This is a genomic window from Candidatus Enterococcus courvalinii, assembly GCF_017315945.1.
Lineage (GTDB): Bacteria > Bacillota > Bacilli > Lactobacillales > Enterococcaceae > Enterococcus_B > Enterococcus_B courvalinii.
Genome location: NZ_JAFLWI010000029.1, coordinates 1 through 13,839 on the forward strand (window position 1 = coordinate 1; position 13,839 = coordinate 13,839).

Below are 13,839 nucleotides of genomic sequence, written 5' to 3' on the forward strand. Positions count from 1 at the left end.
GAGATAGCCAATGTTTTTTTAATTGTGATTTTTTTTTGCCATTTTCAATAACTCTTTCGCATGCTCAATCGTTAATGGCGTAATTTCACTTCCAGCTAACATCCGAGCAATTTCTTCAATTCTTTGTGGTTCAGCAAGTTCTGAAACTGAAGTTTGTGTTCGACCCGCAATAACATCTTTCACAATGTAGTATTGGTAATCCGCAACTGCGGCAACTTGGGGGAGATGTGTGATACACAAAACTTGAGAGTATTTTGATATTTGCGCAATTTTGTCTGCAATTGCTTGCGCGACTCGACCACTGACACCAGTATCTACTTCATCAAAAATAATACTTGTCACACCTTGCTCCGAAGAAAAAATTGTTTTTAACGCTAATAGCATTCGCGATAATTCTCCTCCAGAAGCAACTTTTACTAAAGGTTTTAATGGTTCGCCAGGATTTGTCGTTATGTAAAATTCAACTTGGTCAAATCCATTTTGGTCAAAAGTTGTATCTTCTTGTGTAAAACGAACTTCAAATTCTGTATTTTCCATGTACAACCCTTTTAGTTCCTGTAAAATTGACGCCTCAAGTTCCTTAGCAATTTTTTGTCGTTGCTCATGCAAAATCATCGCTTGCTGATGAAGTTCTGTTGTCTTTTCTTCGAGTTCTTTTTTCATTTTCTCTAACTGACCCTCAGAAAAATCAGAATCACCTAACTCTTTGGTGATCTCCTCATAGTAAGACAAGATAGCTTCAATCGACTCGCCATATTTTCGTTTCAATTGACGGATTACTTCTAATCGTTGATTTACCTCTTCCAAACGATTGTCATCAAGTTCCAAATGATCAATTTGGCGACTCATATCTCCTACTGCATCTTGCAACAAGTAGTACGCATTTTGAATATTATCAAAAATCGCTTCATACTCTGGATCTAAATGCGCAATTCCCTGCATTTCTGAAACCGCTCGTCCAATACCATCAACGCTACTTTGCTCACCATTATCTAGCGCGCTATATCCAGCGTTCAAGCTATCTACGATTTTCTGATAATTACTTAATTTATCACGCTCTTCAACTAATCGCTCTTCTTCGCCTAATTGAAGTTTGGCTGCCGCAATCTCTTCTTGCTGAAAGTGAAGCATATCCATACGTTGAACAAAAGACTTTTCATTTTGCTGAACTTTACGAACTTTGGCTTCTAACGCTCGATAATTTCGATATAATTTTTGATACAATTTTTTCTTTTGTTGGAAGGCTGTATCACCAAACCGATCCAGTAAGATTAAATGTGATTCAGGTTGCAACAATTCTTGATGTTCATTCTGCCCTTGAATATCAACTAAAAAAGCGCCGATTCGTCGTAAGTTCGCCAAAGTCACAATATGTCCATTGACGCGACAAATATTTTTTCCGGTCAATGCCATATCTCGTCGAACAATTAGGTTGTCCTCATCTGATTCAATTCCTAACTCTTCCATTAAATCAGAGAAACCTGGTTGTTTAGGTAACTCGAACAATCCCTCAAGGATACACTTGTCTGCGCCTTGACGAATATAATCACTTGAGCCACGACCACCTGCTAGTAATCCTAAAGCGTCAATAATGATTGATTTTCCAGCCCCTGTTTCACCAGTCAGTGCCGTCATCCCTTCGTGAAAAGACAATTGCAACTCAGGAATAATTGCAAAGTTGGTAATACTAATTTCTTGTAACACAGCAATCACCCCTTAATTACAAGTAATGTAAAAAATCTTTTTTTAATGATACTGCATCTTCTTCTGTACGTGTAATCATCAGAACATTATCATCATCATTGATAATCGAAAACAGTTCTTTCTTGTAACACTTATCAATTAGATTCGCCGCTGCAGAAGCATTTCCAGGTAATGTTTTCAAAATAACAAATTTTTCCATTTGATCCACTGCGACAAAAGCATCTTTTAAAATTTTTTCTAATTTTGTTTGAACATCTTCGCTTGTTTCTGCTGGCAAACTATAGCGGTAGCCACCATCAGAAGCGGGAACTTTAATCAACTTTAGTTCTTTAATATCCCGAGAAATCGTGGCCTGAGTCACAGAAATTCCTTTGTTTTTCAAAATTTCGACAAACTCTTCTTGTTTCCGGATATCACGCTCGCTCAGTAATCGAGTAATCAAACGGTGTCGATCTTTTTTTCTCATTGCTTTTCGCTCCTTAGCTCATTCTTCTTGTTAATGATAGCTTATTTTTTCGGCTTAAGAAAGAAGAAATCTGCAAACCGCTTACTTTTATTCAAATTGTTCATGCGCATTGGTAACAACTGCTGAAATATCAATTGTCGGGCTCATAGTTCCTTTACCAGAAACTTTTTGAAGATGTGCTAGAAATTCAATATTTCCTTCGCCACCTGTAATTGGTGAAAAACTCAATTCTAAGACATCATAACCACTCTCCATTGCAAAAGCCAAGGTATCTTCTATTACTTTTTGGTGCGTTTGAGCATTCCGGACAATTCCATTTTTTCCTACTGCTTCTCTCCCAGCTTCAAATTGAGGTTTGATCAACGTAACTACTTCCCCGTGATCCGCCAAAATCGCATGTAACGGTGGCAACATTAGTTTGAGTGAAATAAAAGATACGTCAATCACTGCTACCTCTGGTACACCTTGTTCGAAGTCTCCTGGTTTTGAGTAACGAAAGTTAACACGTTCCATCACAACTACTCGTGGATCTTGACGAATTTTCCAAGCAAGTTGATTGTAGCCAACATCTAAAGCATAGCTCATCTTTGCCCCGTTTTGTAGCGCTGCATCAGTGAATCCTCCTGTAGAAGCACCAATATCTAATAACACTTTATCTTGAACAGTTAGATCAAAAGCTTTTAAGGCTTTTTCTAGCTTAAGGCCCCCACGAGAAACATAGGGCAGTTTTTTCCCCTTGATTTTCAGTTCATTCGTTACAGGAATCTTTTCACCCGGTTTGTCAAAACGTTCATTTTTTTCATTATAAATTAAACCAGCCATAACAGAGCGTTTTGCTTGTTCTCTTGTTTCAAATAGTCCTTGTTTAACGGCTAAAACGTCTACACGTTCTTTTTCCATTTTTTTCCTCATTTCTCTATATCAAATTGTTTGATTATTTGACGTAGCAGCTCGCCCTCAAATACTAAAACATCTTTTTCCAACTGTGTAACTAATTCTTTTGCTTGTTGGATTTCGTTTGCTAAAGCCTCATACGTTTTTTCAATTCCTAATAAACGTGGATACGTATTTTTTCCTTCTTGCGCATCCTTGCCAGCTGTTTTACCTAATTCTTCGGTTGTGCTCACCACATCTAATAAATCATCCCGTATTTGAAAAGCAAGACCAAGATGTCCAGCCAATTTTTGTAAACACAGCAAAACTTCTTCTGGTTGATTAGCTAAAACACCACCTGCTAACAACGCATAGCGAATCAAACGACCCGTTTTTCGTTCATGGACAAAAGCAAGTTCTTCTATAGTCAATTCTTGTTTTTCACCTATAATGTCTGCCGTTTGTCCAGCAACCATTCCTTGAGTCCCACTACTACTTGCCAGTTGTTGAATAAGTAATAATTTTTTCAAAGGTTCTAGTTGTGCCAAACTAATCAATTGAAAGGCGCCTGTCAGCAGACCATCTCCAGCCAAAATAGCAATTGCTTCACCAAAAACTTTGTGATTTGTCGGTTTTCCTCTGCGTAGATCATCATTATCCATTGCAGGTAGATCATCATGGATCAATGAATACGTATGGACCATTTCAAGAGCCCCAGCTACTTGATACATTGGAGTAGTCAATGTTTCGCCAAAAGAGTTTGTTGCTGCTAAAAGTAGTAATGGTCTAATTCGCTTTCCACCAGCATTAATCGAATAAAGCATGCTTTCTTTCAGCGTTTCATCGGTTGTATATTCCATTAAAAATTGGGCGATTTCTTGTTCAACTATCGGCAAATTAGTTGCTGAAAATTCGGTTAATTGCATCAAGCTTCCTCGCTCTCACCAAAAACGACTTCTTCATCTGTTTCAGTCATCATTTTAGTCAAAGTTTCTTCTGCTTTTGCTAATGTATCTTGACATTGCTTACTTAACTCCATCCCACGTTTAAATGCATCCAATGCTTTTTCCAATGGGACATCGCCTTGTTCTAATTGTACGACGATTTTTTCTAATTCTTGCAATGATTCTTCAAAAGTTGGGTTTTCCATCTGTTATTCTCCTTCTTCGATTTCTTGGACTTTTGCGATAACTCGCCCATCTTGGTAGTGAACAGTCAGTAGCTCTCCTTGTTGGACCTCTGTCACACTCTTAGCTACTTGATTATTAGGTAATGTCGTATAGCTATACCCTCGTCCCATGATTTTCAATGGACTTAGTAAATCAAGTGATTGAACAGCTGTTTGAAAATGATTTTTTTGTTGTTGCATATATTGTTCCATTTTTTCTTTCAAACGTTGCTGTAGATAATCTGTTTCTTGTTTAGCTGTTTTTACCCGATGATCAGGAGCTACCTGTTCGAGTTGGTGATTAAGAGAAATAACTTGCTTTTCCTTTTCATAATACACTTGTTGTGCAGCTTGTTGTAAACGTTGCTTGAAGTGGTCCAATTTGATGGTTTGTCCTTCATATAGTCGTTCTGGTTGTCTGAAGACATACGACTGCTTCGAATGTTCAAAACGTTGTTGTTTTATTTGGATTTGACGTGAAAAAGCCTGCTCTAAACGGGCTTGGCGTTCATTGATTTTCAACAAAACTTCTGATAAAACTGGCACCGCTAATTCAGCCGCTGCCGTTGGGGTGGCAGCCCGCACATCTGCAACTAAGTCAGCAATTGTTGTATCTGTTTCGTGCCCGACAGAAGAGATAATTGGCGTAGTTGCTGCATAAATCGCCCTAGCGACCCGCTCTTCATTAAAAGGCCAAAGATCTTCAATTGATCCCCCGCCACGGCCAATAATCATCGTATCAAAATTTCCCAGAGCTTCCACTCGTCCAATATTTTTTACTACATCATCTGCTGCTTGGTTTCCTTGAACCACCGTAGGAAACAGTACTAACTGCGCAATTGGGTAACGCCTCTTCACCGTCGTAATGATATCCCGAATAACTGCACCACTAGGACTAGTTAGGACAGCAATTCGTTTAGGGAAACGAGGTAATGGTTTTTTTGGTCCTTGGAAAAGACCTTCTTTCATCAACTTTTCTTTTCTTTCTTCTAACGCTTGATACAACGCACCGACACCATCTGGTTCCATATGCTCCACATAGATTTGATAAGAGCCACCAGCTTCATAAAGTGAAATACGACCAACAACAAGAACTTTCATTCCTTCCTTTGGTTGGAATTTCAACTTTTGAAACGCGCCTTTAAACATAATTGCCGAGATTTTTGCATGATCGTCTTTCAGGCTGAAGTATTGATGTGCGTTTGCCCGTAGGCGAAAGTTAGAAATTTCGCCAGTCAGATACACTCGTTCCAAATAAGGATCTAAATCAAATTTTCTTTTTAGATATTTAGTCAACGAGGTTACTGTTAAATATTCTTGTGTCATTTATTCACCTGCTCCAAAAGCTTCGGCAGACTTAACTGTTTGATACATCAACATCGTAATTGTCATGGGTCCAACACCTCGAGGTACTGGCGTGATATAGCTTGCTAACGGCTCAACTTCATCAAATTTGACATCTCCAATTAGTTTGCCCGCTTCATTTCGATTCATCCCTACATCAATCACTACTGCGCCAGGTTTGATAAATTCTTTTGTTACAAAATGACCGCGACCAATCGCAACAACTAAAATATCCGCCTCGCGCGCAAGCGCTGGTAAGTCTTTTGTTTTTGAATGTGCAATGGTGACTGTCGCATCTGCCATCAATAATAGCTGCCCCATCGGCTTACCAACGATATTACTGCGCCCAATCACTACTGCACGCTTTCCAGTAAGATCAATTGAATAAGCTTCAAACATTTTCATGATTCCATACGGTGTGCAAGGGATCATATCTGGATCACCAGCAAATAGACGTCCAAGGTTCATCGGATGGAAGCCATCGACATCTTTTTCAGGTCGGATTGCCAATAATACTTTTTCTTCGTTGATATGTTTTGGTAAAGGTAATTGTACTAAGATTCCATGAAATAATGGATCTTGATTGTATTTTTCAATTTCTAAAAGTAATTCTTCTTCAGAAATGGTTTCTGGATAACGTTCTACTTTTGAGTGGATACCAATTTCTTTTGCAACACGTTCTTTATTTCGAACATAAACTTGACTCGCTTGGTTTTCTCCCACTAATAAAACGACTAGACCAGGATGGATACCAACTTCATTGAGTTCATGCACTTTTTCAGCAATTTCTGTTTGCATTTTTTCTGCTAATTCTTTTCCATTGATTGTGACTGCCATATAACCACTCCCTGAACTTTTTGTCTTTTTATTCTACCATATAATTTGATTACCCAATAACAATGATTTTTATTTCTCAAAAAAAAGCTAGGGCCTATGCCCCAGCTTCCATTTCATTTAAAATATTAGATAATACGCCGTTCACGAATTTGCGTGAACGATCGTCACTAAATGTTTTCGTTAACTCAATTGCTTCATTTAAGGCAACTGGAGCAGGAACATCTGTCACATATTTCATTTCAAAAATTGCAATACGCAAGATAACTAAATCCATTTTTGAAATTCGATTGATGCGCCAATTATTTTTTAAATGTTTTTCAATCGTTTGATCTAATTCATCTTTCTTCGCACACACACCACCAACTAGTGTGTCTAGATAAACCGGAACAAACTCCGATTCTTCTTCATTGATCAATTCACGCTGATCTAACTCAATGGCATGCATGATTGCATCTTCTTTTGTTAAATCTGCATTGAAATCTAGTGGAAATAGTGCTTGCAACGCCATTTCACGAATCTTATGTCTTGATATTTCTTTATTCATTTTCGTCCTCATCGTCTTCAAAAAGTTCTTCCAGTGCGGGTTGTTCTAATTTTTCAGGTACCACTGCTACCACGTGAACATTCACTTCAGCTAAAGCAATGTCTGTCATAAATAAAACTTGTTGGACAACACGCTCTTGCATATCCATTGCCACTTTGGGAACAGATACTCCGTATTCTAAATAGCAATAAATATCTACTTTCAAGCCATCTTCTTCATTTGCAAGATAGACACCTTTACCATGAGCTGCACGACCCAATAACTCAGTCACGTTGCTAGCAAAAGTACCACGCATGCCATAGACACCTTCTACTTTAGAAGCTGCAATCCCAATAATTACTTCAATCACTTCAGGAGCAATAACAATTTCTCCTAAGTCTTGATTTGCGTTTAAGACAAGATTTTTTTCATCTGCCATTTTTCTTCCTCCTTTTACCTAAGCACGAGATACATATGAACCGTCTCCGGTATTAACAATCAGTTTATCTCCTTGGTTCACAAAGAAAGGTACATTAACCGTTAACCCAGTTTCCATAATTGCTGGTTTCGTCCCACCAGAAGATGTGTCTCCCTTGATGTTTGGATCTGTTTCAGCAACCTCAAGGATAACTGTATTAGGTAACTCAAGACCTAAAATTTCTGTGTCGTACATGATAATGTTAACTTCCATATTTTCTAAAATATACTTCAATTCATCTTTAATCTGTTCTTCAGGAATTTCAATTTGTTCATAAGTTTCTAAATCCATGAACACATGGCTTCCTGCACTTTCATAAAGATATTGCATTTTTCGATTGCTGATTTGAGCCTTTGCTACTTTTTCCCCAGCACGAAAAGTTTTTTCCTGTACGCCACCTGTACGCAAGTTTTTTAATTTTGAACGAACAAATGCAGCGCCTTTTCCTGGTTTGACATGTTGGAACTCAATTACTCGCCAAATTCCACCATCCACTTCAATTGTTAATCCTGTTTTGAAATCATTTACAGAAATCATAAATAGCCTCCTAATTCTTTACGGAGAAAAACTCCCAGCTCTGCTATCTTCTACATGCGTAAAAGTCCTTCTATAGTGTATCACTAAATCTAGCTATTTTCTATAACAAAAGTCGGTGTGTTAAATAGGAAAAGAAATTTTTAAACATCAGTTGAAACTATAGAATAATCAATTCTTTTGGTGAATGAGTCAACACTCGATTCCCCTCTTTTGTAATCAATAAATCATCTTCGATCCGCACGCCACCAATTCCTGGTAAGTAAATTCCTGGTTCATCCGTGATGACATTTCCAGGAACAAATTGCTTTTCTGCACGAGAAGAAACATTCGGACCTTCATGGATTTCTAACCCGATACCATGACCAGTTGAATGACCAAATGCTTCACCGTATCCATGTTTTGTAATATAGTCACGAGCTACCGCATCTAACTGGATACCTGTTAATCCAGGTTTAGCTGCATCTAAGACTGCTAACTGTGCATCTAGCACGATTTGATAGATTTCTTTTAATTTTTCGCCAGGATCACCAATGGCAAATGTCCGAGTCATATCAGAAACATATCCTTGATAATAACAACCAAAATCTAGTGTGATTAAATCACCTTGTTCGATTACTTTGTCACTTGCTACACCATGAGGCATAGCTGAGCGCAAACCACTAGCAACAATCGTATCAAAAGAGACACTTGTTGCACCTAACGAACGCATATAGAAATCGACTTGATTGGCTACCTCGATTTCAGTCATCCCTGGGCGAATCATTTTTAGAATGTGCTCATAAGCCATATCGGCAATGCTACATGCTTTTTCAATGATTGAGATTTCTTCTTCATCTTTTACTTCACGTAACTCTTCAATCATCCCACTAATTGGAATCAATTCTGCATTGATAATTTCTTCTAACACCGAATATTCTAGGAAGGATACTGTTGTTTCTTCAAACGCCAAAGCATTTAGGTTTTCTCTTTTCACTAAATCAGCCACTTCATCAAAAATTGGGCCAACGTTTTTAATAATTTCAAAACCTTGTGCTTGGCTAGCAGCTTGTTCTGTATAACGGAAATCTGTAATAAAGAACGCTTTGTCCAACGTAATTACGGCTAAACCAGTAGTACCTGTGAAATTTGTCAAGTAACGAAGGTTATAGGGACTTGTAACCAAAAATGAATCCAAATTTTCTGCTTGCATTTTTTTGCGGAGTTTTTCAACACGTACCATCATCAATAAAATCCTTCTTTCTTTACTTTCTTTTTTCTATTATAGCAAATTATTATTGTTTCTCGTACGAATATGAATGAAAAAAATTTGTTCACTTTCTTTCCTTAAGAAAAAGAAAAAAGAACTTGCTTAGCAAATGCTAGACAAATTCTTTTGCAACAAAAAGTAATCACTTACTTGCTTTGTTTGTTTATAAGCTTATGCTTTTTTCCCAAAGAAAAATGAAACAACTGCAACTAAAATAACTGCGCCTAAAATTGAAGGTACAATCGCCATACCCGCAGCACTTGGTCCCCAATCGCCAAAAATCGCTTGACCAATGCTTGAACCAATCAATCCTGCGATGATATTTGTAATGCAGCCCATTGAATTTCCTCTGTTTGTGATGGCGCCCGCAATTGCTCCAATGATTGCGCCAACGATCAATGTCCATAACCAACCCATAATCTAACCTCCTTCTTTACAAAATAATTTTATCATACTGATTTTCTTGCAAGCAAATGATTGGATTTTATTGTGCAAATGACACCAAAAAACGAGTAACTTTTCTTAATAGAAAAATCACTCGTTTTTTTATTTTCGTTTAAAAATATTCTTAACGCCTCTCTTAACAACATCCAATAAACTCAAAGATTTAACCATACGATCAGGATCTACGTAGTTACGGATTGCTCTCAAAACAACTTTTGGTTTTTTTGCTGAAAAGGAGTACGTCCCATTTCGTTTTGTTTGAATGGCAAAACGAGGAATCCATTTTCCTTTGAACATCACAGAAGCAATGACATAATCTACTTCCTCCCAAGGAATCTGAACAAACTTGCGTGCATCTCTTTCATTGTAAAATTCAAACCCTTTGTCACCAATCATGATTTTCCCATATTCAGTAATTCCTAAATAAGAAGTAGCATTGACTGTTAAATCGACTTTTGTATTGATTGATTGTACCATGCTAATATTTACTCCATTCAAGTTATTCTCTGTTTTATCCTAACAAACCGTTCTTTTCTATCATTATAATTATAGACATTTCTAAAAAATAAAGCAACGCAGAATCAAGCAACAGATTGAGCGATTCTTTACTAAATACTTCGCTATATCCTTCCAAAACCTGTCCTTTTTTATCTTTCTTATAAAAAAAATAGTCTGAAGCTCAAAATGAGCTCAGACTATCTAATTCTATTTTTTACATCAATCCGATTAAGTGGAAGACAATACCAACTACGAATAATCCAAGGATAATGATGATAGGTGATACTTTTTTCTTAAGTAACCACATACAGAACAATGTTAAACATAAAGCAGCAAGACCAGGGATCAAGCTATCTAAGTTGTCTTGTAATGTAGTAACTTTAGAAGAAGTTAAAGATAAACCTGCTGCTTGTTGTTCCAAAGCAGATTTAATTCCTTCAGCACCAGCAGGTAATTTATCCCACTCGATGTATGCACCTTTATCAAGTTTTACAGTTGAAACTGTAGGTGCAAAGCTGATTGATACCCAGCGGTTAACTAATGAACCCAAGATAAACATACCTAAGATCGAAGCACCTTTAGTGATATCTTGTAGTAATCCACCAGATAAATCTTCAGTAATTTTTGAACCAGCTTTATAGCCAAATTCTTGTGTGTACCACATGAAAGCCATGCGGATAATATTCCAACCTAAGAAGTAGATGATTGGACCTAAGATATTACCACTCATTGCAAGAGAAGCTGCTAACGCTCCAAGGATTGGTTTCACTGTGAACCAGAAAACTGGATCACCGATACCAGCTAAAGGTCCCATCATACCAACCTTAACCCCTTGAATTGTTACATCATCAACAGGTGCACCATTTGCACGTTCTTCTTCAAGTGCCAATGTAACCCCTAAAATTGGTGAAGCTACATATGGATGTGTGTTAAAGAACTCTAAATGACGTTCTAGTGCAGCTGCACGGTCTTCTTTTGTTTTATATAATTTTTTGATTGCTGGAATCATTGAGAAAGCCCAGCCACCATTTTGCATACGTTCGTAGTTCCATGATCCTTGGAGGAAAGTTGAACGCCACCAAACAGAAATACGATCTTTTTTCGATAATTGAATTCTTTCTTCTGCCATTTTCGTGTACGCCTCCTTTAGTAGTTATCTATGATATCGCCTAGTGGGTCACCAGTATTTGAGCTACCGCCATTACCTGAGCCGCCACCTTGTTTAGATAGAGCTAAGTAGATAAGAGCAAGAGCTACACCGATTGCACCAAGTCCGATAAGAGTGATTTCAGAAACAGTTGCCAATACGAAACCAATTGCGAAGAATGGCCATACTTCTTTTGTAGCCATCATGTTGATAACCATAGCATAACCAACAGCTACAACCATACCACCACCGATTGCTAAACCGTCTGTTAACCAAACTGGCATAGATTCAAGTAACCCTTTCACAGGTCCTTCACCGATTGCCAAGATCAAAGCAGCTGGAATTGCAATACGAACACCTTGCATACAAATTGCAACGATATGCCATAATTCAACTTTTCTGAAGTTACCTTCTTTCGCAGCAGCATCCATCAAGTGAACGAAAGCCGTTGCGATTGTACGACAGATAATTGTTAATAATAGACCGGCAACAGCCAAAGGTACAGCGATCGCGATAGCTGAAGAAACCCCAGCTCTTCCTTGACCACCTAATACTAAAATAATTGCAGATGCAACAGATGCTAAAGCAGCATCGGGAGCCACAGCAGCACCGATATTTGCCCAACCAAGAGCGATCATTTGTAATGTACCACCTAAAATAAGGCAAGGTATTAAGTTCCCAGTAACTAAGCCGATTAACGTACATGCGATTACTGGTTGATGGAAATGAAATTCATCAAGAATTCCTTCCATACCAGCTAAAAATGCTACGATAACGACTAATATCATTTGAATAAAGTTTAATTCCATGATGTTAAGCCTCCATTTTTCTCTGATAGTTAAAACTATACTTATTTATTATTTTTTGTTTAATTCTTCTTGCGCTTTTTTCAAGATTTCATCCATATTTCCTTTTGAATCATTTGGCACTTTACGTACATCAAATTTGACGCCAGCGTCTTCAAGTTTACGGAAAGTATCAATGTCTGCTTGACTGAATGCCAACACTTTATTTGGTTGTACTTTACCAGGTGAATGAGCCATAGAACCAACGTTAACTGTTTCTAATGGTACGCCACCTTCTACCGCTCTTAAAACGTCTTCTGGGTTTTCAAATAAAAGTAACGCACGTTGACCACCAAAATGTTGGTCATCTTTAGCTAATTTGATCATTTGTTCAATTGGAACAACATGAGCTTTTACACCTGGAGGAGCAGCTTGTTGAATCAATTTTTTACGAAGTTCATCTTTAGCTACTGCGTCAGAAACAACAATAATACGAGTTGGGTTTGTTGTTTTTGTCCAAGCTGTCGCAACTTGTCCATGAAGCAAACGTGAGTCGATACGAGCTAAAACATAGCTAAATTTACCTGGAGTTCCAGATACAGATTGTTGTACTTCAGCTTTTGGTGCTTCTTCTGGTTCTAACTCTTCTGGTTTAACCTTCACACCTTCTTTTGCAGTTTCAATGATATGTGCTGCAATTTCTTGTGCAGATTCCATTGAAAAACGAGAAGCATATGCTTCAATTAACATTGGCAAGTTCAAACCACTGACGATTGCCCATTTGTCTTTGTGTTCTTCAAACAATGTATTTGCTTGGTTGAATGGAGTACCACCCCATAAATCAACTAAGAATAACACTTCGTCTTGATTGTCAAAAGAAGCAATTGCCTCTTCTAACTTGGCTCTCAAGTCATCTGGACCTTCGCTTGGTTTCAAAATAACTGCTTTAACGTTTTCTTGTTCGCCAAAGATCATTGAACCAGACTGTAAGATTCCTTCAGCAAACTGTCCGTGACTTGCTAGGATAATTCCTACCATACTTATACCTCCTATTTCTTTTTGTTGTAACAAAAATCAAAATTAAAAATAATTGCTAACCATTACAACAGATTGTTTGACCGACCACAACATCCAACTATGCCTTTTTTGCTTTTGCTAGTAGCTCCATTAAAAGAACCTTTCTGTCTGCAGGTACTTTACGAATCTCTAATTCCACTTTTTGACTATCCAAATAGTTAAAAGCTTCTATATCGCGTTGATTTACTGAAACAAAATTAGTAATCATTGTTTTGCCATCAGTAAAACTCATGCCGCCAATATTTAGGGAATTCAGCTGTACACCACAGCGAACAATCGCTTCTACATCTTGAGGGTTTGTGAATAATAGCATCACTTTCGCATTTGCTAATAATCCACTTTGATAAACTTGGATCATCTTTTGAACGGTTATCACATTCGCATGAATTCCCGGTGGTGCTGCTTCTTTTAACAGAAACTTTCTTAAATCATCTTTTGCCACCATATCGCTGACTACAATGATTCGTTCAACACCAGTCGATTTTGACCAAGCCGTCGCAACTTGTCCGTGGATTAAACGATCATCTATACGCGCTAATCGAATATCCATCTTCAAAACTCCTTTTTTCAAACTACTTCACAGAAACCCCTATCATTTCTGCGAAAGCAACCAATTCCTAGCACACTTATATAAAAGCAAGAAGCATGCCAACTTTTAAGCGATACACTATTGACTCTTTAAGCTTTTTTAAACAATACACAAAAAGGATAC

Annotated in this window: 17 protein-coding genes; all 17 read right to left on the reverse strand. The window is 37.7% G+C overall.

Annotation, left to right across the window (positions count from 1 at the left end; all coding sequences use genetic code 11):
- Positions 1-18: 18 nt before the first annotated feature.
- Positions 19-1,704 (reverse strand): DNA repair protein RecN, encoded by a 1,686-nt coding sequence (recN, locus tag JZO71_RS12320; RefSeq protein ID WP_206900084.1) that lies wholly within the window; start codon positions 1,702-1,704, stop codon positions 19-21.
- 16 nt (positions 1,705-1,720) lie between these two features.
- Positions 1,721-2,170 carry an arginine repressor gene (gene argR / locus JZO71_RS12325; RefSeq protein WP_067480526.1) on the reverse strand — a complete coding sequence of 150 codons (450 nt, stop codon included), beginning with the start codon at positions 2,168-2,170 and terminating at the stop codon, positions 1,721-1,723.
- Between the two features lie 87 nt (positions 2,171-2,257).
- Complete coding sequence (locus tag JZO71_RS12330) at positions 2,258-3,070, reverse strand: TlyA family RNA methyltransferase (protein ID WP_206900086.1); 813 nt, start codon at positions 3,068-3,070, stop codon at positions 2,258-2,260.
- Between the two features lie 8 nt (positions 3,071-3,078).
- Positions 3,079-3,969: a polyprenyl synthetase family protein gene (locus tag JZO71_RS12335; RefSeq protein WP_206900094.1), complete on the reverse strand. Its 891-nt coding sequence runs from the start codon at positions 3,967-3,969 to the stop codon at positions 3,079-3,081.
- Entirely contained in the window at positions 3,969-4,193 is a 225-nt protein-coding gene (locus JZO71_RS12340; protein WP_206900096.1) for an exodeoxyribonuclease VII small subunit, read from the reverse strand. The genes JZO71_RS12335 and JZO71_RS12340 overlap by 1 nt, the downstream gene beginning before the upstream one ends.
- A 3-nt stretch (positions 4,194-4,196) precedes the next feature.
- Positions 4,197-5,537, reverse strand: a complete 1,341-nt coding sequence (gene xseA, locus JZO71_RS12345) for an exodeoxyribonuclease VII large subunit (RefSeq protein WP_206900098.1) — start codon at positions 5,535-5,537, stop codon at positions 4,197-4,199.
- Positions 5,538-6,392: a bifunctional methylenetetrahydrofolate dehydrogenase/methenyltetrahydrofolate cyclohydrolase gene (locus tag JZO71_RS12350; RefSeq protein ID WP_206900100.1), complete on the reverse strand. Its 855-nt coding sequence runs from the start codon at positions 6,390-6,392 to the stop codon at positions 5,538-5,540.
- Between the two features lie 94 nt (positions 6,393-6,486).
- A complete protein-coding gene (nusB, locus tag JZO71_RS12355; RefSeq protein WP_206900102.1) occupies positions 6,487-6,936 on the reverse strand; it encodes a transcription antitermination factor NusB in 450 nt (149 codons plus the stop codon).
- Complete coding sequence (locus tag JZO71_RS12360) at positions 6,929-7,354, reverse strand: Asp23/Gls24 family envelope stress response protein (protein WP_206900105.1); 426 nt, start codon at positions 7,352-7,354, stop codon at positions 6,929-6,931. Before JZO71_RS12360 ends, nusB begins: the two co-directional genes overlap by 8 nt.
- A gap of 18 nt (positions 7,355-7,372) precedes the next feature.
- A complete protein-coding gene (gene efp, locus JZO71_RS12365; protein WP_067480502.1) occupies positions 7,373-7,930 on the reverse strand; it encodes an elongation factor P in 558 nt (185 codons plus the stop codon).
- Between the two features lie 157 nt (positions 7,931-8,087).
- A complete protein-coding gene (locus JZO71_RS12370; protein ID WP_206900107.1) occupies positions 8,088-9,152 on the reverse strand; it encodes a M24 family metallopeptidase in 1,065 nt (354 codons plus the stop codon).
- A gap of 195 nt (positions 9,153-9,347) precedes the next feature.
- A complete protein-coding gene (locus JZO71_RS12375) occupies positions 9,348-9,593 on the reverse strand; it encodes a GlsB/YeaQ/YmgE family stress response membrane protein (RefSeq protein ID WP_067480496.1) in 246 nt (81 codons plus the stop codon).
- A 129-nt stretch (positions 9,594-9,722) separates the two neighbouring features.
- Complete coding sequence (locus JZO71_RS12380; protein ID WP_206900109.1) at positions 9,723-10,097, reverse strand: DUF956 family protein; 375 nt, start codon at positions 10,095-10,097, stop codon at positions 9,723-9,725.
- 235 nt (positions 10,098-10,332) lie between these two features.
- Complete coding sequence (locus tag JZO71_RS12385) at positions 10,333-11,247, reverse strand: PTS system mannose/fructose/sorbose family transporter subunit IID (protein ID WP_206900111.1); 915 nt, start codon at positions 11,245-11,247, stop codon at positions 10,333-10,335.
- A 17-nt stretch (positions 11,248-11,264) separates the two neighbouring features.
- Positions 11,265-12,074: a PTS mannose/fructose/sorbose transporter subunit IIC gene (locus JZO71_RS12390; protein ID WP_206900113.1), complete on the reverse strand. Its 810-nt coding sequence runs from the start codon at positions 12,072-12,074 to the stop codon at positions 11,265-11,267.
- Between the two features lie 48 nt (positions 12,075-12,122).
- Complete coding sequence (locus JZO71_RS12395; protein WP_206900115.1) at positions 12,123-13,088, reverse strand: mannose/fructose/sorbose PTS transporter subunit IIA; 966 nt, start codon at positions 13,086-13,088, stop codon at positions 12,123-12,125.
- Between the two features lie 97 nt (positions 13,089-13,185).
- A complete protein-coding gene (locus tag JZO71_RS12400) occupies positions 13,186-13,677 on the reverse strand; it encodes a mannose/fructose/sorbose PTS transporter subunit IIB (protein ID WP_206900117.1) in 492 nt (163 codons plus the stop codon).
- Positions 13,678-13,839: the final 162 nt, after the last annotated feature.

Excerpts from the sequence above, each read along its gene's own strand:
- argR (WP_067480526.1), bottom strand. The coding sequence starts at position 2,170 with ATGAGAAAAAAAGATCGACACCGTTTGATTACTCGATTACTGAGCGAG.
- JZO71_RS12330 (WP_206900086.1), bottom strand. The coding sequence starts at position 3,070 with ATGGAAAAAGAACGTGTAGACGTTTTAGCCGTTAAACAAGGACTATTT.
- JZO71_RS12335 (WP_206900094.1), bottom strand. The coding sequence starts at position 3,969 with ATGCAATTAACCGAATTTTCAGCAACTAATTTGCCGATAGTTGAACAA.
- JZO71_RS12340 (WP_206900096.1), bottom strand. The coding sequence starts at position 4,193 with ATGGAAAACCCAACTTTTGAAGAATCATTGCAAGAATTAGAAAAAATC.
- xseA (WP_206900098.1), bottom strand. The coding sequence starts at position 5,537 with ATGACACAAGAATATTTAACAGTAACCTCGTTGACTAAATATCTAAAA.
- JZO71_RS12350 (WP_206900100.1), bottom strand. The coding sequence starts at position 6,392 with ATGGCAGTCACAATCAATGGAAAAGAATTAGCAGAAAAAATGCAAACA.
- nusB (WP_206900102.1), bottom strand. The coding sequence starts at position 6,936 with ATGAATAAAGAAATATCAAGACATAAGATTCGTGAAATGGCGTTGCAA.
- JZO71_RS12360 (WP_206900105.1), bottom strand. The coding sequence starts at position 7,354 with ATGGCAGATGAAAAAAATCTTGTCTTAAACGCAAATCAAGACTTAGGA.
- efp (WP_067480502.1), bottom strand. The coding sequence starts at position 7,930 with ATGATTTCTGTAAATGATTTCAAAACAGGATTAACAATTGAAGTGGAT.
- JZO71_RS12370 (WP_206900107.1), bottom strand. The coding sequence starts at position 9,152 with ATGATGGTACGTGTTGAAAAACTCCGCAAAAAAATGCAAGCAGAAAAT.
- JZO71_RS12375 (WP_067480496.1), bottom strand. The coding sequence starts at position 9,593 with ATGGGTTGGTTATGGACATTGATCGTTGGCGCAATCATTGGAGCAATT.
- JZO71_RS12380 (WP_206900109.1), bottom strand. The coding sequence starts at position 10,097 with ATGGTACAATCAATCAATACAAAAGTCGATTTAACAGTCAATGCTACT.
- JZO71_RS12385 (WP_206900111.1), bottom strand. The coding sequence starts at position 11,247 with ATGGCAGAAGAAAGAATTCAATTATCGAAAAAAGATCGTATTTCTGTT.
- JZO71_RS12390 (WP_206900113.1), bottom strand. The coding sequence starts at position 12,074 with ATGGAATTAAACTTTATTCAAATGATATTAGTCGTTATCGTAGCATTT.
- JZO71_RS12395 (WP_206900115.1), bottom strand. The coding sequence starts at position 13,088 with ATGGTAGGAATTATCCTAGCAAGTCACGGACAGTTTGCTGAAGGAATC.
- JZO71_RS12400 (WP_206900117.1), bottom strand. The coding sequence starts at position 13,677 with ATGGATATTCGATTAGCGCGTATAGATGATCGTTTAATCCACGGACAA.